Raw genomic sequence first — 23799 nt, 5'->3', positions numbered from 1 at the left:
GGAATCTACAAAAAATTATATATGTAACGGGATTTTTTTTGACAGACGGAAATAGCTTCCGTCATCTTCGTACGGGCAAACGCGTTAGTCGGCACTACCCGCCGTAAAACACGGACCGGCGAAGGCCATATCCGCAAGTTCCGGGTTTTTTACCGATTTTCGCCGGGGTAACTTTGTCTTAAAATGATAAAGCCATGAACAATTACGATAAAATTGCCACGGCAATTGCATATATCAACGACAACTACAGGGAACAACCCGAATTGAAAGACATGGCGGCTGCCGTACACATGAGCCCGTTCCATTTTCAACGGGTGTTCAGTGAATGGGCGGGCGTTACACCTAAAAAATTTCTGCAATATCTTACATTGCATCACGCCAAGCAACTGCTGAAACAAGAGAAAACAACACTGTTTGACGCTGCCTTTGAAACAGGGCTATCCGGCACCGGCAGGCTGCACGACCTGTTCATCAACATAGAAAGCATGACGCCGGGCGAGTATAAAAACGGCGGAAAATTGCTGCACATCAATTACAGCTTTGCGGAAAGCCCGTTTGGCAATATCCTCGTCGCCTCTACCAGCAAAGGCATCTGTCATATGGCTTTTGCGGACAACCGCGAAGAAGCCCTGCAGGAGCTGATCACCAACTTCCCCAATGCACAGTTTACGCAGATGACAGACCTCATCCAGCAAAATGCCCTCTATGTCTTCACCCAGGAGCAACACCGCCTTTCGGAGATCAAACTCCATCTGAAAGGCACCGCCTTCCAGCTGAAAGTGTGGGAAGCCCTGCTGAAAATTCCCATGGGCAATCTCACCACCTATCAGCAACTGGCAACCACCGTAGATAATCCTAAAGCATCCAGGGCGGTAGGCACCGCTGTAGGCCAGAACCCCGTAGCCTTCCTCATCCCCTGTCATCGCGTGATTAAAGCGACCGGCGAATTTGGCCACTACCATTGGGGAGACATCCGCAAACAGGCAATGATCGGCTGGGAATCCGCACGGAGCAGATAGTCATTTAGAGATTTGGGGATTTTTTGATTTGGGGATTTTGGGGATGCTGGTATTTTGGAACTTTAAATGACCCAATATCAAAATATTAAAATATCATCATCCCCAAAATCAAAAAATCTCAAAATCAAAAAATCCCCAAATGAAAAGGGCCGCCCACTCGTGAAGGGCAGCCCTTATTTGCTTATGAAAGAGGACCAGCACTAGAGAGTGCCTGTCTGTTTATTAGAGGATAATAAGATATTACTGGTTGTCCACCGCCAGCCTGTTATACACCAGCTCATCGGAAGAGATAGGCCAGATGTAGTTAGGCGCGGTAGGCTTCACTTCCAGCACGGTTGCGCTCTTACCGGGAAACGGAATACCCAGCCGGATAATCTCCATCGCCCTGTTGCCTTCTCCCAGTAATTCAATATGTTTTTCTTTCAGAATAGTATCAATCAGGTCAGCCGCACTGGTGAAATTGGCTGGGGTAAATACAGTGCCCGGGTCTGAACGTCCATGTACGGCGTTCAGCAAAGCGATGGCAGTAGGATCTATGGTATTGGACTGGCGCACGATCGCTTCCGCCTGGATCAGCAGCACTTCTGCCCAACGCAGCACCGGGGAAAAGTCCAGGTAAGGGCTCGGACCGGAATACTTTACCAGGAAAGAACGCGTGCCTACCGGCAGGATAAACTGCCTTCTGGCATCGGTCTCTTTCCATGCGGGATCTCCCATAATGCCTTTAGGGCTCAGGGCATATTCAGCATTACCGCCTACGGATGCAGGGCTGTAATAGTAGCCCAGCTGCGTCTGCGTACCCGGGAAATCGCCGGGAGAAGCACCGAACGGCATATATATCACCGCTTCTTTACCAGCGTATTTGGGAATGTACAGGTTCTTCAGGTCTGCTTCCAGCGTGTAACCGGCGGGAGAAGTGAACGGGCCGGAACCGGCAATCAGCTTGGCGCCTTCGCTCAGTACCTTATCGTACTGCCCCATTTGCAGGTACACTTTCATCTTCAGGGCGATGGCGCTGTAAGCATTGCCCTTGTTGGCAGCAAATCGTGTAGATGCCGTCAGCTTGGGCAGCAGTGTTTCTGCTGAGTCCAGGTCACGGATGATCTGCGCATAGGTCTCTTTCACAGTGCTGCGCGCACGGGAGTAGTCACCCAGCCTGGTATGCGGTTCCCAGAAAAGTACCAGCCCCAGTTTGCTGCCGGCGCCATCCCAGTAAGGGCGGGCAAACAACTGCAGCAGGGAGAAATAAGACAGCCCTCTTACGAACTTGGCGTCGCCGGCGTATATCTTTGCCAGTGAGTCGCCCACCACGGCGTTGCCCTTGGCGGCCATACCGGCCAGGAATACATTGACATTGTTAATGGCCATATATCCCTGTGACCAGATCTCCTTGATCTCCTGCGACTCCCCTACGGCGGTCATCTTCCAGGAAGCATTCAGGGTTACGTTGTTGGTCGTCAGGTTCACAAAATCCTCTCCTCTTACATCGTTTGCGATCAGGACCTTGCCTCCCAGGAACTTACCGTTTTTCATCACGGTGTACAAACCGGTAGCTTCGTTGGCAATCCTCTCTTTCAGCGTAAATGCCTCCCAGTCCGGAATATCGGTTGTCGGCTTTGGTGTCAGCAAATCTTTCTGACAGGCGGTGCCAAAAGCAGTAAGACCTAACGCCAGTATATATGCACTAATTTTATTCATCGTCGATCATTTTAGAAATTAACATTTAAACCCACTGTCACAGTACGGCCATTACCCAGGGTGTTACGGTCAATACCCTGGCCGGAAGCGTTGTTACCATTGGAGGATACTTCAGGGTCAGGACCAGGATACTTCGTCAGGATAGCCAGGTTCTGGCCTCTTACATATACCTTGGCGCCGCTCAGGTGAATGGATTTAAGCGCTGTCTCCGGCAGTATGTAAGTCAGCCCCACTGTACGGAGTTTAAGGAAATCCCCTTTAAACGCATTGGCGCTGATAGCAAAAGAAGAACCATTGGAGATGTTATCGCCATACACCACCTTCGGTGTTTCGCTGACATCACCCGGATTTTTCCATCTGTCCAATACTTCCACACTGTTGTTCCAGTAGCGTTGGTCCTTCATGCCGGCAAGGCTGCCGTAGTAAACGTAGAAACCGGTCTGATAAGTCAGCAACACGTTCAGCTCAAAATTTTTGTAGCGGAAAGTGTTTTCAAAACCGCCGATCAGCTTGGGATTGGTGTTCTTGTAAGCCACCGCGTCTTTGGCGCCAACAGCAGGAGCCGGTTTACCGTCTGCATAAGAAAAGACAGCACCTACCGGGTTGTAGAATACTTCCTCCCCCGCTTTGTTAACGAAGATCCTTCTGCCGGTTTGCGGGTCCACTCCATGAGAACGAACAACATAAATCATACTGGCCGGATGACCAACCTGGTTTACGCTCGTCTGTTCCAGTGAACTGGTCACAAACGGAATCTTGTCCAGGGCGCCTGCCAGCTCCGTGATTTCGTTTTTGTTGTAGGCAATGTTGAAAGAGGTGTTCCACGTAAAGTCCTTTTTAGTAACAGCAGCTGCACTGATGCTGAACTCCACCCCTTTATTGTACATCTTGCCTACGTTGGCAGGAATAGTGGCAATAGCAGAGGTGGAAGGAATACCGGCGGAAGGGATTTGAGGCACAAACAGGATCAGGCCGTCGATATTGTTATAGTAGTAGCTCAGTTCACCGGTAATCCTGTTGTTCAGGAAACCATAGCTGATGCCGATATCTGTCTTTTTACTTACTTCCCATCCGAGGTTAGGGTTACCCGCCTGGCTGAAGTACAGGGAAGGTCTTTCGCCATAAGGCACCGGTCTGTAGAGAGACAACGCATCATAGTCGCCCAGACCGGCATAGTTACCCACTTTACCATAGCTACCACGCAGCTTCAGGGTGGAGAACACATTCGCCAGTTTGCTGTCGGCCCAGAAATCTTCTTTGGTGATTTCCCAACCGGCAGACACGCTGAAGAAAGTACCTTTCTTCTTGTCTTCACCAAACGCTGAATACTGGTCCTGACGCACGCTTCCGCTTACGAAATATTTCTCTTTGTAGTTATAGTTCAGACGGGAGAACCAGGACAACAGGTAGTTCTCGCGGCGCAGCATATTCCTGCTCAGGTCTGTCAACCAGCCGCCTTCGGAGTTATTGAAGTAAGGGTCCATCTGGTTCTGGCGACCGATACCATAACGTTCACGCTGGTCGCGTTGCTGCTCAGAACCCAGCAGTACACTCAGGCTATGCTGGTTAAATGTTTTGTCAAACTGCGCTGTGTTGGTCCACATCCATCTTTTATACTGTGTATAAGTGCTGGTAGCGTCACCGTTGGAGCTGTAACCGTCGCCATTTTTGTTATTGGCGTAAATATCGTTGTTCATCAGGATATAGTCGATACCGTACTGCGTACGTAAAGTCAGCCATTCCCAGGGTTTCAGCTGACCATACACGCTTCCCTGTACGTGGTTCGCCTCTGTATTGGAGTGATCGAGGTCCAGCAGGATCTTGGGGTTATAGATACCCACGTTCAGACCACCTTTGGCGCCGCCGATGCCGGAGCCGCCATTCGTATTATAGCTACCGTCGTTATTGTGGGGTGCTACGATCGGGGAAGTGAGGAACGCCAGACGGGCCAGGCCGCCGGAACTGAAAGCCTCTCCTTCCAGTGACCCGGAAGAACCAGAGATCAGGCTGTTCTCATTGGAGAAAGACATTTTGGTACCCACGGAAAAAATTCTTCCTACCTTCTGGTCTACGTTCAACATCAGGTTTTTGCGGATAAAATCATTTCTTTTCAGGATACCTTCCTGTTTGGTATACCCGGCAGAAAAATAATAGCTGGTATTCTCCGTACCACCGCCTACGCTCAGGCTATGGCTGTGAGAAATGGCCTTGTCGCGGTAAACAACATCCAGCCATTTGGTGTCGATGTTATTGCCGTTCGCATCTTTGTTAAACTCATAACGCCTGCTGTCACCAGCATTGGCCAGTGCTTCGTTCTTTGTGTCGATATACTCCTGCGCGTTCAGCAGTTTAGGCAAACGGTTAGGGGTGGTCATGCCTACCCAGCCGTCATACATCACGCGCGGGCGGCCGGCTTTACCTTTCTTGGTGGTCACCAGTACTACGCCGTTGGCGGCACGGCTACCATAGATAGCAGTAGCGGCGGCATCTTTCGCGATATCAATGGACTCGATGTCAGCCGGATTGATGCTGGACAGAGGGTTCAGCGGAGCGTTAGTAGATCCTACATCACCACTGAAGGTAGGCACCCCGTCGATCACGATCAGCGGATAGGCGCTCATAGACAGGGAGTTGACGCCACGGATCCTGAACACCGGCGGGTTGTTCACAACACCGTTGGGCACAGTGATCTGTACACCGGCAGCACGGCCGCCCAAACCGGATTCAAAGCTCTGCACCGGCAAATTGGCCAGTGCCGTACCTTTCACGGAAGCGATGTTACCCGTCACTTCCTTCTTACGTTGTGTACCATATCCCACCACCACTACTTCAGATATCGCTTTTGTATCTGATGTCAGTTTGATAGTTCCCATGTTCTCTCCGGTAATAGGTAAGGACTTAGGTTCATATCCCACGAAGGATATGCGTAATGACTTTGCATCGGAAGGAACAGATAGGGAAAACGCACCTTTGGCGTCTGTTACAGTACCAGTTTTACCACCGGGCAGGCTTACGGATACGCCAGGCAAAGCGGAACCCTGCTCATCGGTCACTTTACCTGTAACCGTACGGTGGGATTGCGCCAGTAAAGTCGATGCTATAAACAGCATACTGGCTACCACGAGTAAGAATTTCCTCATGTAATTGCAGATTTTGGTTTAGATAAATTAAAAAAGAAGTCTGATCTGATCAGATTTTGGTCATAGTTCTCCAGCATCATGACGTTCATCATGATGATATATTTGATGGCGTTTGAGTTTTGAAAATACGGTTTAGCTTAAACGGTTTCTGGCCATAGATCTACAGCATTGCTGCAGGTTTCGCTAGATTTAGATTTACTTCGCTTAGTGTTTTTTTGTTTTACTGGTTAAGAAAAACGGTTCTGATTTTGGTTTTTTTATGCTACAGTCTTCACGAGACGTATCACTGATTTAGATTCTGGTTGCAATACTATCGTTATCCTCTACGATCACTTAGTAAACAGGTCTGAATAAAAATAAAAAAAAATCTTTACCCCGTCATACTTTCTGCTTCCCCGTCTGTTTTTATACGCACAGGATCTCCCATAAATTTAGTGATAATTAATTTATTACATATTAAAAAGGAGCCAAAATATTTTTTTTACCTTTATTTAAATAAAAAATATGAGTACACCTGGAAATACTATCGGACATACCGCCTCCCAGGGGTGGGAAATTGGAGTAAGACGCACCTTCGCCCTTTCACCGGCCGCCGCCTGGGAAACACTTTTCTCCCAGCCTGTCCTCGGCGTATGGCTGGACAACAAAGCCGATATCGCCTTTCAGAAGGGAGACACCTACACCACCGCTTCCGGCATAACCATCACCGTTACCAGTGTTACGGATATAAAAGTGATCCGGATGAAATGGCAGCAAAAAGGACAGACAGACGCCTCTACCTTACAGATAAGGGTAATCCCGGCCAAAGAAAAAACTACGGTCAGCTTTCATCACGAATGGCTTGCCAACAGCGCCGAGCGCGAAGCCATGAAGAACTACTGGACACATGTCCTCGATGCTATCGGCCGTACACTGGAAGGATAAGCGCCATCGGAAAAATCGTATACCCATTACTGTTATACACGTATTTAAAAAGCGTTGGACGGCATAGCTCCCTGCGATAGGATCTTTAAATAAATGTTAACAAAAACGTTGTTTTAATAGGAGATAAACGGCCCTGCTGACGGAGACTACCGCCGTTTCACCGACAGTCAGGGCCTGTTGAACGCCACTAAGTCTGTATTCGCCTATAATAACCTATTTTTAAGCTAATTATAAGGCAGCGCTATCACCGTACCCTGTAACTTTGTTCTACCAGGCCCCAAGAACACCAGGGACTGCAAAATTATGAACGGCTATAGTATAGTACAAGGACCCCGGCTCCAGGAATTGTTGCATCAGGAAACACTGGCAGATATCTTCAGGCAGTCAGTCAAAGCGCATGGACACCATACTGCGCTGATCTTCCAACACCAATCCCTCTCCTACGCTGAAACAGACCACTGGAGCGATGCAGTGGCAGCCATGCTGCAGGCACGCGGCATAGGCCCGGGCAGCGTGGTGGGCGTATGGTGGCCCCGCGGGCTGGAACTGCACGCTGCCATCCTCGGCATCGTGAAAGCCGGGGCGGCATATGTTCCGCTCGACCGCGAAATGCCTGCCGAAAGGGTGGAAGGCGTGCTCACAGAAGTAAAGGCCGCCGCCTGCTTCAGTCAGGAACCCCTTCGCCTCGATGCAGCCATCCTCTCTGTTCCGCCGGTACCGGCGGCAGCGGAAACATTCACCCTCCGCGCCGGCCCCACGCCGGACGATATTGCCTACGTGCTGTATACGTCCGGCAGCACCGGCAAGCCCAAAGGCATCCCCATCTCCCACCGGCAGATATGCCACCTGGTAAGAGCTGAACAAACCATTCTCAACATCACCGCCCACGATAAGGTGTACCAGGGTTTCTCTGTGTCCTTTGACATGTGGTGCGAGGAAACATGGGTCAGCTATTTCGCCGGCGCCACCCTCTGGGTGGCTGACAGCACGACCGCCAAAGCCATCGATGAACTGGGCGGCGTACTGCGCAACGAAAAAATTACCATCCTCCATGCAGTACCCAGCCTGCTGGCAGTTATGGAAGACGATATCCCCTCCCTCCGCCTGATCAATGCCGGCGGTGAAGCCTGTACCCCACAGGTACTGGCGCGCTGGGGCGTCCCGCCAAGAACATTTTATAACAGCTACGGCCCTACGGAAACAACCGTCAGCGCCACCTTTGCCGCCCTCAAACCCGGCGATACCATTACCATCGGCCATCCCCTGCCCAATTACAACATGGCGGTGGTAGATGATAAACTCAACATTCTCCCCCTCGGAGAAAGAGGGGAACTGGTGATCACCGGCCCGGGCGTCGGACATGGTTACATCGACCGCCCCGAACTCACCCGCGAAAAATTCGTTCCCAAGCCAGCGTCCATGGACATGGTGCCGGGCGAAATGGTATACCGCACCGGCGACGCGGCCATCATCCTGCCCGATGGCAGCATCGACTTCCAGGGCCGCCTCGACGATCAGATAAAACTGCGCGGATACCGTATCGAACTGGGAGAAATTGAAAACCGCCTGAATGCCGTCAACGGCGTCATCTCTGCAGCAGTAGCGGTGAAAAAGGACAACAACGAACAAGACCAGCTGGTAGGATATGTGACAATGGAAAACGGGCAACCTTTTGAGGAAAGCTTTTTCCGTACAGCCCTGGCCAAAGTGCTGCCGCCTTACATGGTGCCCGGCACCGTCCTCCGGCTGGATGAAATGCCCCGCCTTCCCAGCGGAAAAATAAACCGTAAAGCCCTGCCGCTGCCGCCGGCCTTTGCACAACCCGTTACCCATGAAGCGATCGATGCCAACGCTCCGTTGCAGGACAGGGTTATGGCCGTCCTGGCCAAAGTATTCCCCGACAAGGATATCCACCTGCAGCAGGACTTCTTCACCGACCTGGGCGGGCATTCCCTGCTGGCCGCGGCATTTGTGTCGCGCCTGCGCCGCGAAGCCGATGTGCCGCAGGCATCACTGAAAGACATCTATATCCATCGCCCGTTACAGGTCCTTGTAGATACCTGGAACGTGCAACCACAAAGCAGCGGGAAAAAAGAACGCAGCTTCAATAAAGTGCCCTGGTGGCGGCATCTCGCCTGCTGGATCGCCCAAACGATCGCCCTGCTGGCGATCTTCGGCCTGTTCGCCATGCAGATATTCCTGCCTTACCTGGGATACTACTATGTGGAGCAGGAGACCAGTCACCTGGGATATGCCATCATCACCGCGCTGTGCATGTTCTGCCTGCTGCCGCCGCTGTTCTCTGCGCTGATCATCACCGCCAAATGGCTGATCATCGGAAAAATGAAAGCCGGCGACTATCCGCTGTGGGGACAATACTATTTCCGCTGGTGGCTGGTGAAAACCATGCAGCGCCTCATGCCTTCCCAGTTCCTTAACGGCACGCCCCTCTACCCTGCCTATCTGCGGCTGCTGGGCGTTAAAATAGCATCCGACGCACAGCTGGCAGCCGTCACTATCGGGGCGGAAGACCTGGTGAGCATCGGCAGCGACGTCAGCATCAGTTCCCAGGCGGTCATCAACAACGCATGGGTGGAAGACGGCTGGCTCAAACTGCGCGCCGTACACCTCGGCGACCACGCCTACATCGGCAGCAGCGCTGTCATCGCCGGCGACACCGTGATGGAGCCCTGGAGCGAACTGCAGGACCTTAGTTACCTGCCCGCCGGCAGCCGGATAGCGACCTGCGAAGTGTGGTACGGAAGCCCCGCACAGCTGAAAGTGAAGAAAAATATGGATGAGATGCCGCAGCCACTGCCCGTGTCCGCAGCTACCCGCAGAAAATACAGCCTTATTTTCTCGCTGTTCCTGCTGGTATTTCCGTTCACCGTCCTGCTGCCGCTGTTGCCTACCATCATCACGCTCAACCAGCTGGACAACGCAGCGCCGGACTATAACTTCAACTACATGGTCATCACGCCATCGCTGGCGCTGAGTTATATCATCCTGTTCACTGCGCAGACCGTCGTACTGACCCGCCTGTTGCAATGGGGCATCAAGCCCGGCACCTATCCCATTTACAGCCTGTTTTATGTCCGTAAATGGTTTGCCGACCAACTGATGTCACTTACATTGATCGTGATCCATCCTATTTTTGCGACAGTATATATCTCCGGCCTGTTCCGCGCACTGGGCGCCCGCGTCGGTAAAAACACGGAAGTGTCTACCGCCAGCAGCGTCACCCACCCGCTGCTCGAAATCGGCAACGGCGCCTTTATCGCCGACGCCGTTACCCTCGGTGAATCCGATGTACGCGGACAGCAACTGGTCCTCGAAAAAACAATCATCCACGATACCAGCTTTGTGGGTAACAGCGCCCTCATACCACAGGGATACGAGCTGCCGCCCAATATGCTGATCGGCGTATTGTCCACGCCTCCCACAAAAGAGCAGCTGGCCGGCAGTACGGCACGCGACTGGTTCGGCTCTCCCGCCATTGCACTGCCCCGCCGCCAGGAAAGCCACTTCTTTCCGCCGGAACTGACTACCCACCCCTCTTCCCAAAGAAAGATGGCCAGAGGACTGGTAGAATTCGTCCGTATCCTGATACCGGAAACCATGGTCATTTGTTGCAGCATCCTTTTCATCGCCTACGCACATGACCTGGTAACCGAACAGTCCTGGTGGCAGATACTGCTCAAAATACCTTTCTACTACCTCTTCTTCCTTGGCCTGCCGGCTTTCCTCTTTACAGTATTCATGAAATGGATACTGACAGGCAAATACCACGCTGTACAGCATCCGATGTGGACTTCCAAAGTATGGCGCAGCGAAGGCACCACCTCTACCTACGAAGCGCTGTCGGTACCGTTCCTCCTCGATTTTCTCAGGGGCACACCCTGGCTCCCCGTACTGCTGCGCTTCCTGGGCGTAAAAACAGGCCATCGCGTGTGGCTCAATACCACCGACATCACCGAATTTGACATGGTGGAAATAGGCTCCGACGCCGCGCTCAACGAAGACAGCGGTCCGCAGACCCACCTGTTTGAAGACCGCGTCATGAAAATAGGCCCGATAAAAATCGGCGAACGCACCAGCATCGGCGCCCGTACCATCATCCTCTACGACAGTGAAATCGGCAATGATGTGAACATCGCGCCGCTCTCACTGGTGATGAAAGGAGAAAAACTGCAACCTGGCACCGACTGGACCGGCAGCCCGGTCAGACCAGAATAACCACTGCTATGATAACAATTACGCCCATACGCATAAAAGAACATTACACACTCCTTTCAGCCATGATGAAGGAACTTCACTTGTCTGAACGGGCTTTCTTTCCGCAGACAGCCGTCTGGGAAGACATACAGGAAAATTATATGGAGCATGTTATCTCCGCACAGGAAGAAAATGACGGTACCTGCCTGCTCGCTGCCAAAGACGACGAACCGGCAGGTTTCATCTTTGCGTATGTGGAAGAACCGGATGAAAGCCGCATCGAAGCCTATACCGGCAATACGTTGTATGTGTCCGATGGATATGTGGCGCCGGCCTTCCGGCGCATGGGCATCTATCGTCAGCTCAACGATGCCCTGGAGACAATCTACCTTCAAAAAGGCGTACGCAGGATCGTACGTTATACCCTGAGCAACAATCTCCGGATGCAGCAGTTCCTGGCCTCACAGCAGTATGAGCCCGTGAGGCTGGTGTATGAAAAATGGCTTACGCCGGATGGGAAAGCGCCGATCAGATTGTTTTCTCCTTAATTTCCTGAAACCTCTTCTTAAGTAAAGGAACAAATGAAATAGCATCGAAATCCTGAAACTTAACTTTGTTTTTCAAAATTACTTCCTCAAAATAGCTGTAAACATCGTCACAGATTGCCTGCCTGGTTTCATCCTCAGATAGCAACTCATACTTGTCTGCAACCAGCAGCTGATCGATCACCAGTTTGTCATTTTTCTTTACATATCTTGAAAATGATTTTAGATTACCGGCTTCGATATTCTTAAGAAGAAAAAGTCGAAGAATGGTACCAAGTGTAATATGACTGTATTGAGGATGTATCGTTCTAAGTTTCGCTGAAATTTGATCCTGCCAGGCATAATCATTTAAACCATCAAGAATATCATTTATCACGCTGTTGTTTATAAACGCTTTCTCTACCGCTTTTGCCCCCTGAGATTCAGCTGTAATTTTTAAAAACAGTCCCATAATTTGTTATAATTTTCTAAACACTACTAAACTATCTATTTTAGATAGATAAAAAAAGACCGAAGCGAAACAAATCGATCCGGTCTTTTTCCTTATCCGTTTACGAAATCAAAAAATCGCAAATCAAAAAATCTCTACATATCAATAGCGTGGTCTTTCTGAACGGGTTTACCTTTCCATACTCTTTGTGCCGTCCACTCTGCAGCGGGAGCGCTCCAGTAGGGATCATGCGCCGGTAATCCCAAATCCAGGAAACCGGTGGTGCATAAATAGAGGCTGCCGGTAGAAGTATACACATCGGCGATCTCCGGCTGATGACCACAGAAACCAATCTGCAGCCAGCCGTTTTTATCGAACGTGCCGGGCGCTTCAAAAATTCGTTTATTCACTGCCGTTAGTGCGCAACGTACCTGTGCCGGTTGCAGCTCTGCAGGCAGTTTCCGTTCCATGGCCAGCTGTGCCAGCGCCTGGAAAGCGCCGTTGCGGTAAGGCATCGAGCGGCCTACTACCGGGAACGTTCCTTCGGGAGATATCTGTCTTTCCAGGATGGCGCCATAACGTTGCATCCTTTTCAGCGCCAGTTCGTATTGTTCTTTACTGCCTTCGCCTTTTGCCGCCAGCACTTTCAGTACGTCTACCAGCATCGGCTGGATCACAAAGGAATTATAATAGTCGTAATGAAAATGAGGACCATCGCCATACATGCTGTCGCCTTTATACCATTCCATGATTTTCTCCACGGCCAGGTCCACCGGCTTGCGGTCCCACCCGCCGCCAAACTGCAACAGGGCAATTTCAATCATAGCGGCAAACAACACCCAGTTGTTGGTACTGAAGGCTTTGATGCTACGGAGGCTTTTAAGCGCATCGATGGTCTGTTGCTGCGTACGTTCAGATAACGATCCCCACAGCTGCGTTGGCGCGCGCAACAGGCCATGGGCCATGAAAGCGCCGTCTACCAGCGGCTGTGCGTCAAACTTGCCGGTGAAGTTCATAAAGTCCGGCGAAGCGGGATCTACTGCCTGTGCCATCGCTTTACGCGTCATTGTCAGCATATCGATACGCTTGCTGCCCTCCATGGTATTGTCCGGCCCCAGCTCCAGCCAGGGCGCCAGTCCTGCCAGTGCTCTGCCGAAAGCTTCGAGGTAGGTCACCTTACGTACCGGCTTGCTGTAATGTGGCGCTACTTCTGTAGGCATATTGGCTACCAGTGTCCCCTTGCTGAGATGGGATATAACGGGATGGCATATACGTAAAAGTAACTCCAGGTTATAGGCCCGGTCGTTGGCCGGCGGTGGTGCCGCCAGCTCAGCCAGCAGATTTTTGTCTGTCTTCAGCGAACCGGCGATACCAGCCATCGGTACTGCCTTGAGAAAAAAACGTCTGTCCAAGGTATCGTTTTATTTAGCCCACTGTTTGTAACGCAGCAACGCTTCCACAAAATAATAGTCAGCATAGGTCAGTGGTACATCTACCTCAGACTGATGAGGCAGGGAGCCTACGCTATGCATCAGGATAAAATCATTGTTCTCTCCTTCTTTCGCCAGGTAAGCCGGGCTGCAAAGGCTGGTCAGCATTTTTTCTGCTGCGTTCCAGTAACGTTTGCCTTCTGCCTTGTTGGTATAGCGGCTCAGTTCCAGCAGTGCGGAGGCGGCTACGGCGCCGGCGGAAACGTCGCGCGGAGCGTTGGGGATCTCCGGTGCGTCATAGTCCCAGTAAGGGATCAGGTCGGCCGGCATATGCGGGTGGCGGAGGATGTATTCGGCGATATGACGGGCCTGGTCCAGGTAAGCCTTGTCTTTGGTTTCCCGGTACATCATGGTATAACCGTACAGGCCCCATGCCTGGCCGCGTGACCAGGCCGAGCTGTCTGCCAGTCCCTGATGCGTTTTCTTTTGCAATACGGCGCCGTTGGACGGGTCATAGTCAATTACGTGATAAGAGCTGTAATCGGGCCGGAAATGATGTTTCATGGTGGTGGTGGCATGGGTGCGTGCGATCTTGTCAAACCGGGCATCACCCGATTCGCGGCTGGCCCATGTCAGCAATTCGAGGTTCATCATGTTGTCAATGATAACCGGGAACTTCCAGGTGCCATGGTCCCATGATTTGATGCAGCCAACGGTTGGATTAAAGCGGGTGGACAGCGATTGCGCACTGTTGAGCAGCATCCGTTTGTAGCTGGTATCGCCGGTAATGCGCAAGGCATTGCCGAAGGGGCAATACATCATGAACCCGAGGTCGTGGGTGCGCGTGTTGAACTGGTTCTTTTGAATGAGCGCCATCCGTTTCAGCGCTTCTGTTTTAAACGCCTCGTCTTTCGTGTATTCGTACAGGAACCAGGTGGTGCCCGGATAGAACCCGGACGTCCACCAGTTGGCGTTGGAAGTCATGAGGCTGCCGTCTTTGTTGGTGCTGCGGGGCAGCACGGTGTCCGGCACATGGCTCATCATCAGCTTATATTGTCTGGCGGCAAACTGTAGTGTTTCATCGGCCTTGCGGAGCAATGCCCGGTCGGCCTTACCTGGCTGTGCATACGATTGCATAAACATCGCGGGCAACAGCAGCAGGGTAAAGAACAGGTTCTTCTTCATAATAAGTTTGTTATAGGTTGACTTATTTCTTTTTGGCAGCGGCTTTTGTGGCGCCGGCGCTGGATTCTCTGGCTATCAGCTGGATAGGTATGATCTCCTGTGAATAACGCGGGGTGCCGGTCTGACGGCTGGTGACCAGCTCCATCAGCGCCGCTACCACCCGTTCGCCCATCATGGCGGGGTATTGGTCCACGCTGGTGATAGGCGGGGTCACGATTTCGGTTCTGGGATCATTGGAATAGCCTACTATCTTCAGGTCTTCCGGCACCCGCAGGTTGATTTTGCGGCAGTACTCCATGATAGTAATGGCGGTGGTATCATTGGAGGCAAAAATGCCATCCGGATAAGGCTTCTGTGCGAAAATTTTTTCGCAGGTCTGCCAGGCGTTGTCGCGTGTCAGTTCCTGGTAGAAGATCCTGGTTTTGCGGAAAGGCAGTTTATGTTGCTGCAAGGCGCTTTTATAACCTGCCACCCTTTCGAGGTACAGGTTACAGGACAGTGGTCCGGAGATATGTACAATGTCTTTACATCCTCTTTCTATCAGGTGACTGGTGGCGGTAAACCCACCCAGGTAGTCATCTCCCTTGATCACCTTTACATTGTAGTCCTTGGGCACGCGGTCAAAAAACACCAGCGGGATATTGTTGTCTTTGAAGACATCGAAATGCGAGAAATCGGTGGTATACAGCGTGGTGCTGACCACCAGGCCGTCTACCCTGGCGGAATACAGGGTATTGACCAGGGCTACTTCCTGTTCATAGGAGTCGTTGGACTGGCAGATGATCAGGTTGTAGCCATGCTCCTGTAATTTATTCTGGATAATGGTACTGATGGCAGCAGGAAAAAACATGGAGATACGCGGAACGATCAGGCCGATGGTTTTGCTTTTGTTGTTGCGTAAACCGGCAGCCAGCGCATTGGGGCGGTAGCCCAGTTTGCGGGCCATTTTCTTAACCCTGTCTTTCGTACGTGCGCTGATGTTGGGGTTGTCGTTCAGGGCGCGGGATACAGTAGATACCGATAACTTCAGTTCTTCTGCAATATCAACGATTGTTTTTTCTGTACGTTTACTCATGTATTAACCATTAACGGTAAAATTAATTATCTGCCCATCCATCCGCCGTCGACTGTGAGTATAGTACCATGTACATAATCCGCAGCTTTGGAGGCCAGGAATATCACGGGTCCGGCAAAGTCTTCCGGTTCGCCCCAGCGTCCTGCGGGTATTCTGTCGAGTATGGAGTTACTGCGTTTTTCATCCGCCCTCAGAGCAGCCGTGTTGTCCGTGGCAATATACCCCGGGGCTATCGCATTCACGTTCACCCCTTTGCCGGCCCACTCGTTGGCAAACGCTTTCACCAGCGAGCCTACCGCTCCTTTGCTGGCGGCATATCCCGGTACATTGATACCCCCCTGGAAGGTGAGCAATGAGGCTGTAAAGATAATCTTTCCGGCGCCTCTTTCAATCATCCCCTTCCCGATTTCACGGGTAAGGATAAACTGCGCATTCAGGTTGATGTTGATCACCTCGTCCCAGTACTCGTCCGGGTGCTCGGCGGCCGGTTTGCGGAGAATGGTACCGGCATTGTTCACGAGAATGTCCACTGCCTTTACTTCCTGCTGCAGCTGGCCGATAAAGGCGTAGAGTGAATCGCGGCTGGAGAAGTCGCATTGATAGGCTTTAAAACGGCGGCCCAGCGCTGTCACTTCTTTTTCCACGTCGCTGCCCTGCAATTCCAGCGAGGCCGATACCCCGATGATGTCCGCGCCGGCGGAGGCCAGCGCCACCGCCATCGCTTTTCCGATGCCCCGCTTACAACCAGTGACGAGCGCGGTTTTTCCTTTCAATTGAAACAGGTCCATATGTCAGTTTTATTGAATCGTTACTTTAAGTGGTTCTTTGATACGTTGTGCAAATGTTTCGAGGTACTTAAACCATTCTTCCGCACTGGTGATCCGGCCTCCCTTGTTCCAGGCGGCGCCGGCATAGTACACGTACGGTTGATGGCTGCCGGCCGTACCCGGACTGAGTAAATGTACGTTATCTGTTTTCATGCCGGGCACGGGTGCAGGGAACACACAGCCAACGCCCAGGGTACCGTCTTCACCGTGTTGCGGCTCCCAGTAGCCCATCACGCCGTTTTTCTCGTCCAGCAATACGGCGCCGGGCTCTTTCCGTTTTACGATGCCTGTCACCACCGGCAGCTGGTCACCTTTAAAGGTGTATTGCACCTGCATTTTGTTCAGCTGGGAACCAGCGTCCAGGGAGATGGTTTTGGTAACGGAAACGGGTATATTGCCTGCCTGCCATGTATCATAGCTGAGGGCGAAAGTGGTGCGGAGCGGGCCATTGTCCAACCGCTTCCACTGGCGGTAATTTTTGGGGAAATAGATGGTGTCCTTACCGTAAGGAGCGGTGTCGCCTGCGCCAAGTGTAAGGCCCACACTATAATAATCAAGCCCTTGCCCGTTGTCATGGTGATAATTGTCCAGTTTGTACCAGTTGTCGATCACCATATCGGTGGTACGCTTGGCCCATACGTCGATGCCGAAAGCCATTTCCTTAGGCGTTTTCTCCAGGGCGGCGCCATACATGCGGTAAGCCATGCGGTCGTTTTCCCAGGCATAGTCGTCTTTTCTTTCCGGCACAAAACGGCCGTATGCTTTGGCTGCCACAGGGGCGGGCGTACCTGCCTTTATGCCCAGCTGACGGCTGCCGGCCGGCGTTACACTTACCTGCAGCAGTACCGCTTTCGGCGTTTTGCCGCCTTCATATATCAGCTGATAGGGAATTTCCTGGTCAGACAGCAGGTCCACTACTTTGAAGGACTTACGCGTATCCTTGTTCAGCTTCGCGGTGAACTGATCGTAAGGGATCTCCACGATCTCACCTTCCCGGTTTAACCCTGTAGGGTTGGTGATGGTGATATCACCGGGACTGTTTTGCCGGAGGTTATACCGGATCAGTTCTGAACCGGCTAACAGGAAAGCGCCTACGCCATATACTTCCGAATCATCGGCAGTGGCTTTACCGGGAGCGGCGGCCACCACCTGTACGTATCCCAGTTTACCGTTGGGCTGCACGCAGTCCACCAGCGCCTGCCATCCTTTATGGATCACAGGTAAAAAGTCTTTCTCCGGCAGGATACCGTTGTTCACGCCCCACATGAGCGCATACACGTAAAAGCCGGTACCGCTGGTTTCTTTGGCCGGATAGCTGTCGGGGTCCAGCAGGCTGGCGTGCCAGGTGCCGTCCGCGGTTTGCAGCGCGGCAACACGGTAAGCCATTTTTTTGAACAGGTCTACAAAACGTGCCCTGTTAGTATAACCGGCGGGCATATTGTCCAGCAGGCGGGCGAGTCCGCCCATCACCCAGCCGTTGCCGCGGCTCCAGAATACTTTGGCGCCGTTGTTTTCTTTCTGGTCAAAGTAACGGGCGTCGCGGTAGTAGAGACTGTCATTTTTATCGAAAAGGAAATCGGTGGTTTTCCACCACAGCTTGTCGGCCGTTTCCAGGTAGCGCGGATCGCCGGTGGCGGCAGAGAGATAGCCCAATGCCGGCGGGCCCATAAACAGGGCGTCACACCAGGCCCATTCCCGGTGGTGGATACCGTTTTTCCAGTCCAGCGGCTCCGTGTGCGGAGCAGCCACGATGCTGTCTGCCAGCTTCCGGAATTTATCGATCATCACCGGGTCTTTATAGTAAGGATACAGCTGGGCGTACAGTTGACCGACACAGTATTCGTCTGCAAAAAAACGGTCCGGTCCAGTGTTCCAGTCGTTGTCCCTGCCCACCTGTATCAACCGTTGTATATAAAACGGGTTGTCGGTTACCTGGCTCAGGGCCATCATACCGGTATACATGGCGCCGTTGGTCCAGTTGGTCTGAGGGTTCGCCCAGCCTTTCCGTTCAATGGACTGCCACTGCCAGCTGGCCACTTTCTCCATGTAACCACGGATAAACTGCGCCGAGAGCGTATTGAGCGACGGAGCTGTAACAGCCGTTTTCTGCGGAGCAGCACCCGCATCCGGCCCAAAGTGCAGGGCCGACAGGCCCAGCAGGCTCCCTGCAATGATGTTTTTCATTTTCATGATAAAAAGGATGATCGGGTTTTAACGTAATTCGGTGATCTTACAGTGGTCCATATCACCGTAGTCCAGGTTCTCTCCTGCCATTCCCCAGATAAAAGTATAATTGCTGGTGCCGGCGCCGGAGTGTACGGACCAGGGCGGAGAAATCACCGCCTGTTCATTCTGCATCCAGATATGACGGGTCTCCTGCGGCTGCCCCATAAAGTGGCATACAGACTGCCCCTCCGGCACTTCAAAGTAGAAATACACCTCCATTCTCCTGTCGTGTGTATGTGCAGGCATGGTGTTCCATACGCTGCCGGGTTTCAGCTCCGTCATGCCCATCTGCAACTGGCAGGTCTCCAGCACGGAGTTCACCAGCAACTTATTGATGGTACGGTGATTGGATGTTTCCAGCGCGCCCAGCGTCACTACTTCCGCTTCTGCCCTGGCTACTTTACGCGTAGGATAGCTGTGATGCGCCGGGGTGGAGTTCAGATAAAATTTTGCAGGCTGTGCGGCGTCTTTACTATGAAAGACTACCTTTTGTTTGCCTTTTCCCACATACAACGCTTCCTTGAAGCCGATGTCAAACTGTTCTCCGTCTACCTCTACCATGCCCGGACCGCCGACATTGATCATGCCCAGTTCCCTGCGTTCCAGGAAATAAGCGGCTTTCAGGAGATCAATCGTTTGCAGTTCGATACCGCCTTTTACCGGCATGGCGCCAGCGGTGAGATACCGGTCGTAATGCGTATGTACCCAGGAGATACGATCTGCCTCAAAAATTTTCTCTATCAGGAATGCCTTTCTCAGCGCTTCGGTGTCCATGCTTTTCACCTCTGAAGGGCTGCTGGCATACCTTGATTCATACTGTGTGCTCATATCGTTATAGTTATCTTATTTATTTACCGATGTTTAATTTTCGTGCTGACGATAGCCGGTTGTTTCCAGGAAGGCATACACTATCCGGCGGCAGCCTGTCATGCAGCATGACGGCCTGTACTAACGTGGACTGCATTACCCTCCGCTCTCAAAGCTTTCGCCTAAAGTAATGCAAACGTTTGCAAAATACAAAGCTTTTGCAAAAAAGATAGCGTCAATTAATTGTAAAAACTACAATTATTATATAGACAACCCGCTATCTTATTACATTTCATCATTCCTGTTGGCAATCATATTCTACAAAAAATATATATTACTATCGCTTGCGTTTCATCTCGAAGTCAATGGTGTTTTTGGCCTGCAACGCCTGTCCTTTGTCTTTAAGAGTGATGCGGTACACCGCCGCTCCCCAGACGGGCGACAACCGGCCGTCATCAATGGCCTGCCGCTCTGCAACGGCCTCAAAGCGGGACGCATCATAGGTCATTTGCAAGATGGCATTGTTGCCTTGCAGCAGCACCTTTCCGGGTGTTTTGACATCTGCCGGCAGGCAGGTCATAAAGTGCAGCTGATAGGGCGCTTTCCAGGACTGTAGCTCATAATCTTCGGTCAGTTTCAGACGGGAATCCGCCGGTATAAAGGAGAAGGTGCGTGTTAGCGTTTTTACCATGGCCGCCTCGGGATAGGCTGCAGCAATATCCAGGCTGAATGTTTTGCTATCGCCTTTATCGGCATAAGAGACCGATTTAGCCTTAAACCGGCGACCATCCTGCTGCTGCACGCCATTCACCGTAGGGCAGTTATGCCATTGCGACTGCATATACCACAACTGATAGCGGTCGTTGCTGAAAGTCTGTTTGGTATAGGTACCAACGCCCACATCTATAATAGCAGGCTCTCCGTCCATATACAGCACGAAATTGCCGATATCATTGTGATTATGGCTCTCTGCGTTATGACCGCCCTTGGCGGCGAAAAACAGGCCGCGGAAGCTGCCGGGGATGGAACGAAGTGACAGCACCTGCAGATCGGGCAGCCAGTTGTCGCTCGTATAAGGCGCCTTCGGCGTGGTGCTTAAAAATGACTTGCGCCCTTCGAGATCATAAATAAATGTCAGCAACGACCAGGTATTGATGCGGGTGGTATCCGGGTTGGCCAGCCGGTACAGGTAAGCGCCAAACTCCTTCATCTGCCGGTCTTTGAAGATTTCCCCGTAAAGGTATACTGTATGCGGCGGCGGAATGGTGCGGGCAGAGGCATCCGCGAAATTCACAAACCGGCTGCTGTCGATGTGCATTTTGTAGATATAGGTGCCTATGCGGTGTATCAGCTCATTCTTACTGAAGTCCGCCTTGCCGGCCGAAGCCCAGCGCATCCAGTTGATAAACTCTATCAGCTTGCCGCCGGCATGTCCCCAATAGCTGGGGCCTTCGTCACAACCGCCATCTTCCGGATAACTATTCAGGAAAAAGTCGGCGCTGCGAATCGTTTTTTCTATCACCTTGTTACGGATATCCCTTTCGTTCACCGCCAGCAGGGCCACCTGCAGAATGTTGGTATTGATCCAGATATTCCAGTTGTTCATAGGCCGGCCGTTGAAACCCATCCACCAGAAATCCGTCCGCTCAAGATAGGGCGATACAATACGCCGGTTCAGCTCATAGTCGATCCGCCGGCCGATCATAGGAGAAAATTTATCCAGCTTCGTTCCCAGGAGGAATTGCGCCCAGCTGATAGTAGCCGCTGTTTCACCGGCAAACAGATCAATGATGGGTTCCGCGGGGTCCGCCAGGCCGGTACCGGCTTTCTGTATACCGACATGCGCCGGCAACACCCAGGTGCTTTCTTCCATAATAGCCCACAAACCATTAGCGATCTGCGGAATGTATTTACCATTACCGCCCGCCAGTTCCCCTACCACCAGGGAAGACAATATCTTACGTCGCTCAAACTGCGCATTCTCAAAATTGACCCGGTTGCCATTATCGCGGAACTGCAGATACAAAGAGGCCGGCAAGGCTGGCCAGGTAAAACTCATGGCCTTGTCAGCATCGGCCAGCATCCTGGCCCGCATAGCGTCCGGCAGTTGCTGTATCACCTCCGCCATATGCTTTCGCTGGTTCTCCCGCCAGCTCATATTACTGAAGGCTGCATTTCCGTTGGCCTCGCTCCAGGCGGTGTATAAATAGTTCCGCTGCTCCTGTTGGGCAGCCACATGCAGGGAACAACAAACAATGATCATCACTAAAAATCCGGTTACCCGTGGAATACGCATACAAACAATATTTCGGGTAAGATATAAAATATGTCGCATGTTTCAGCGGAAGCAGGGGGATGACGCCGGCAGGACAGGCAGTTCTTTTATCAAAAACATATCAGGTTATGATTAAAAAATATCAGTTCAAAAACAGATGTTTTTTTAACAGTCAACAGGCTCTCCGGAAATGATAAATCATTCGTAACTTGCTACCATCAAACGTTACAGCGTGTCAGGCAAATAGTCAAAATCTTATCAAGGATTAACATTATAGTATTAACAGCCGGTAACGTTATTTACTACTTTAGCTTTTATGAACACTTACTTACAAATTCATCCGAATGATAATGTGCTAGTGGCGTTGCAGGATATCCCCGCCGGCACCCATGTTTCATTCAATGGCCAAGACATACAGCTCCAGCAAAATATCTCTGCGAAACATAAATTCCTGATCAACGATATCGACGGCAACGAACCCATTACCATGTACGGCGTACTGGTAGGGAAATCTACCCGCCCGCTGAAAAAAGGGGAAAGCCTCACCACGGAAAACGTTGTGCACGATGCAAACGCTTTCCATGAAAAAGACGGCGCCATCCAGTGGCAGGCCCCCGATGTCAGCAAATGGAAGAACGCCACTTTTATGGGCTACCAGCGTGAAGACGGACAGGTGGGCACCCGCAACTACTGGCTCGTAATACCGCTCGTTTTCTGCGAAAACAGGAACGTAGGCGTAATCAAAACAGCTTTCGAAAAAGGGCTGGGATTCGCACCGGCAGAAGTTTATAACGAACAGGTGCAGGACCTCGTTGCGCTGTACAAAAGCGGCAACATCGACGCGGTTAAACAATACGAAGCAGAAAATATAACGGCAACGGATAAACGTAATGTTATATTCCCTAATATCGACGGTATCAAGTTTCTCACGCACGAAGGCGGCTGTGGCGGTACCCGTCAGGATTCAGATGCATTGTGCGCCCTGCTGGCCGGCTATATCCACCACTCCAACGTGGCGGGAGCTACCATCCTCAGCCTGGGTTGCCAGCATGCACAGGTGTCTATCCTGCAGGAAGCCCTGAAGAAACTGAATCCGCAGTTCAACAAACCGGTACTGGTTTACGAGCAGCAAAAAAGCGCATCTGAATTTGCGATGCTGTCAGCCGCCATCAAAGACACTTTCCTGGCGCTGATAGAAGCGAACAAACAGACGCGTAAGCCCACTCCCCTGTCCAAACTGGTGATAGGCCTGGAATGCGGCGGCTCCGACGGCTTCTCCGGCATTTCCGCCAACCCGGCCGTAGGGCACACCTCCGACCTGCTCGTAGCACTGGGCGGCACCTCCATCCTCTCCGAATTCCCGGAACTGTGCGGCGTAGAACAGGAACTGATCAACCGCTGCGTAACAGAAGAAATTTCCGATAAATTCATCCGCATCATGCGGGCTTATGAAAACCAGGCCCAGTCAGTAGGTTCCGGTTTTTATATGAACCCTTCCCCCGGCAATATCAAAGACGGCCTCATTACCGACGCCATCAAATCTGCCGGCGCTGCCAAAAAAGGCGGCACCTCTCCGGTGACTGACGTGCTCGACTATACGGAGTATGTGACCAAACCGGGGCTGAACCTTTTATGCACACCAGGCAACGACGTAGAGTCCACCTCTGCGGAAGTAGGTTCCGGCGCCAATATCGTACTGTTCACCACCGGCCTCGGCACGCCTACCGGCAACCCGATCGCTCCTGTAGTGAAACTGGCGACCAACACGAAACTGGCCACCCGCATGAAAGACATTATCGATATCAATACCGGCACTATTATCAGCGGAGAACACAGCATCGCCGAGATGGGCGAACAGATCCTCGAATTCGTCATCAAAGCGGCCAGCGGCGAGGTACATACCAAAGCGGAACAGCTGAACCAGGATGACTTTATTCCGTGGAAAAGAGGAGTGTCGTTATAACTGTGATGCCACGCAACACTACCTGTTCACTTATTTCTGA

15 protein-coding genes are annotated in these 23799 nt (G+C 51.8%); 5 read left to right on the top strand and 10 right to left on the bottom strand.

Annotated elements, in window-relative coordinates:
* Positions 1-194 precede the first annotated feature (194 nt).
* On the top strand, positions 195-1019 hold the full coding sequence (locus HF324_RS06135; RefSeq protein WP_168862119.1) for a methylated-DNA--[protein]-cysteine S-methyltransferase: 825 nt from the start codon (positions 195-197) through the stop codon (positions 1017-1019).
* 240 nt (positions 1020-1259) lie between these two features.
* Here HF324_RS06135 and HF324_RS06130 read toward each other — a convergent pair whose 3' ends face one another.
* Complete coding sequence (locus HF324_RS06130; RefSeq protein ID WP_168810491.1) at positions 1260-2717, bottom strand: RagB/SusD family nutrient uptake outer membrane protein; 1458 nt, start codon at positions 2715-2717, stop codon at positions 1260-1262.
* 11 nt (positions 2718-2728) lie between these two features.
* On the bottom strand, positions 2729-5857 hold the full coding sequence (locus HF324_RS06125) for a SusC/RagA family TonB-linked outer membrane protein (RefSeq protein WP_168862118.1): 3129 nt from the start codon (positions 5855-5857) through the stop codon (positions 2729-2731).
* A gap of 504 nt (positions 5858-6361) precedes the next feature.
* Between HF324_RS06125 and HF324_RS06120 the strand changes: the two genes are divergently transcribed.
* The 3 genes from HF324_RS06120 to HF324_RS06110 all read left to right on the top strand — a co-directional run bounded on the left by HF324_RS06120 (position 6362) and on the right by HF324_RS06110 (position 11544).
* Complete coding sequence (locus HF324_RS06120) at positions 6362-6781, top strand: SRPBCC domain-containing protein (protein WP_168810487.1); 420 nt, start codon at positions 6362-6364, stop codon at positions 6779-6781.
* 303 nt (positions 6782-7084) lie between these two features.
* Positions 7085-11017, top strand: a complete 3933-nt coding sequence (locus HF324_RS06115; RefSeq protein ID WP_168862117.1) for a Pls/PosA family non-ribosomal peptide synthetase — start codon at positions 7085-7087, stop codon at positions 11015-11017.
* Positions 11018-11079: 62 nt separating this feature from the next.
* On the top strand, positions 11080-11544 hold the full coding sequence (locus HF324_RS06110; RefSeq protein ID WP_168810483.1) for a GNAT family N-acetyltransferase: 465 nt from the start codon (positions 11080-11082) through the stop codon (positions 11542-11544).
* Here HF324_RS06110 and HF324_RS06105 read toward each other — a convergent pair.
* The 8 genes from HF324_RS06105 to HF324_RS06070 all read right to left on the bottom strand — a co-directional run bounded on the left by HF324_RS06105 (position 11525) and on the right by HF324_RS06070 (position 21817).
* Positions 11525-11992, bottom strand: a complete 468-nt coding sequence (locus HF324_RS06105; protein ID WP_168810481.1) for an Imm44 family immunity protein — start codon at positions 11990-11992, stop codon at positions 11525-11527. The genes HF324_RS06110 and HF324_RS06105 overlap by 20 nt on opposite strands.
* A gap of 134 nt (positions 11993-12126) precedes the next feature.
* Positions 12127-13383: a DUF2264 domain-containing protein gene (locus HF324_RS06100; protein ID WP_168810479.1), complete on the bottom strand. Its 1257-nt coding sequence runs from the start codon at positions 13381-13383 to the stop codon at positions 12127-12129.
* Positions 13384-13392: 9 nt separating this feature from the next.
* Entirely contained in the window at positions 13393-14586 is a 1194-nt protein-coding gene (locus HF324_RS06095; protein WP_168862116.1) for an AGE family epimerase/isomerase, read from the bottom strand.
* Positions 14587-14608: 22 nt separating this feature from the next.
* Positions 14609-15661, bottom strand: a complete 1053-nt coding sequence (locus HF324_RS06090) for a LacI family DNA-binding transcriptional regulator (RefSeq protein ID WP_168862115.1) — start codon at positions 15659-15661, stop codon at positions 14609-14611.
* A gap of 26 nt (positions 15662-15687) precedes the next feature.
* Entirely contained in the window at positions 15688-16449 is a 762-nt protein-coding gene (locus HF324_RS06085) for an SDR family oxidoreductase (RefSeq protein ID WP_168810473.1), read from the bottom strand.
* Between the two features lie 9 nt (positions 16450-16458).
* Positions 16459-18678, bottom strand: coding sequence for a BT3233 family polysaccharide utilization protein (locus HF324_RS06080; RefSeq protein ID WP_168862114.1), 2220 nt, complete (start codon positions 18676-18678; stop codon positions 16459-16461).
* Between the two features lie 21 nt (positions 18679-18699).
* Positions 18700-19542 (bottom strand): 5-dehydro-4-deoxy-D-glucuronate isomerase, encoded by an 843-nt coding sequence (gene kduI, locus HF324_RS06075; RefSeq protein WP_168862113.1) that lies wholly within the window; start codon positions 19540-19542, stop codon positions 18700-18702.
* A 316-nt stretch (positions 19543-19858) separates the two neighbouring features.
* Positions 19859-21817, bottom strand: coding sequence for a heparinase II/III domain-containing protein (locus HF324_RS06070; protein ID WP_168862112.1), 1959 nt, complete (start codon positions 21815-21817; stop codon positions 19859-19861).
* Between the two features lie 295 nt (positions 21818-22112).
* Between HF324_RS06070 and HF324_RS06065 the strand changes: the two genes are divergently transcribed.
* Positions 22113-23759 (top strand): UxaA family hydrolase, encoded by a 1647-nt coding sequence (locus HF324_RS06065; protein WP_168810465.1) that lies wholly within the window; start codon positions 22113-22115, stop codon positions 23757-23759.
* Positions 23760-23799 lie beyond the last annotated feature (40 nt).

Origin of the sequence: Chitinophaga oryzae (assembly GCF_012516375.2) — a bacterium.
Taxonomy (GTDB): domain Bacteria; phylum Bacteroidota; class Bacteroidia; order Chitinophagales; family Chitinophagaceae; genus Chitinophaga; species Chitinophaga oryzae.
Note: the sequence above shows the minus strand (reverse complement) of the source record. Positions and strands in the feature narration are given on the sequence as shown.

Coding starts and splice junctions, on each gene's coding strand:
- HF324_RS06090 (WP_168862115.1), bottom strand. CDS start 15,661: ATGAGTAAACGTACAGAAAAAACAATCGTTGATATTGCAGAAGAACTG.
- HF324_RS06080 (WP_168862114.1), bottom strand. CDS start 18,678: ATGAAAATGAAAAACATCATTGCAGGGAGCCTGCTGGGCCTGTCGGCC.
- HF324_RS06110 (WP_168810483.1), top strand. CDS start 11,080: ATGATGAAGGAACTTCACTTGTCTGAACGGGCTTTCTTTCCGCAGACA.
- HF324_RS06125 (WP_168862118.1), bottom strand. CDS start 5,857: ATGAGGAAATTCTTACTCGTGGTAGCCAGTATGCTGTTTATAGCATCG.
- kduI (WP_168862113.1), bottom strand. CDS start 19,542: ATGAGCACACAGTATGAATCAAGGTATGCCAGCAGCCCTTCAGAGGTG.
- HF324_RS06115 (WP_168862117.1), top strand. CDS start 7,085: ATGAACGGCTATAGTATAGTACAAGGACCCCGGCTCCAGGAATTGTTG.
- HF324_RS06120 (WP_168810487.1), top strand. CDS start 6,362: ATGAGTACACCTGGAAATACTATCGGACATACCGCCTCCCAGGGGTGG.
- HF324_RS06130 (WP_168810491.1), bottom strand. CDS start 2,717: ATGAATAAAATTAGTGCATATATACTGGCGTTAGGTCTTACTGCTTTT.
- HF324_RS06065 (WP_168810465.1), top strand. CDS start 22,113: ATGAACACTTACTTACAAATTCATCCGAATGATAATGTGCTAGTGGCG.
- HF324_RS06105 (WP_168810481.1), bottom strand. CDS start 11,992: ATGGGACTGTTTTTAAAAATTACAGCTGAATCTCAGGGGGCAAAAGCG.
- HF324_RS06135 (WP_168862119.1), top strand. CDS start 195: ATGAACAATTACGATAAAATTGCCACGGCAATTGCATATATCAACGAC.
- HF324_RS06095 (WP_168862116.1), bottom strand. CDS start 14,586: ATGAAGAAGAACCTGTTCTTTACCCTGCTGCTGTTGCCCGCGATGTTT.
- HF324_RS06085 (WP_168810473.1), bottom strand. CDS start 16,449: ATGGACCTGTTTCAATTGAAAGGAAAAACCGCGCTCGTCACTGGTTGT.
- HF324_RS06070 (WP_168862112.1), bottom strand. CDS start 21,817: ATGCGTATTCCACGGGTAACCGGATTTTTAGTGATGATCATTGTTTGT.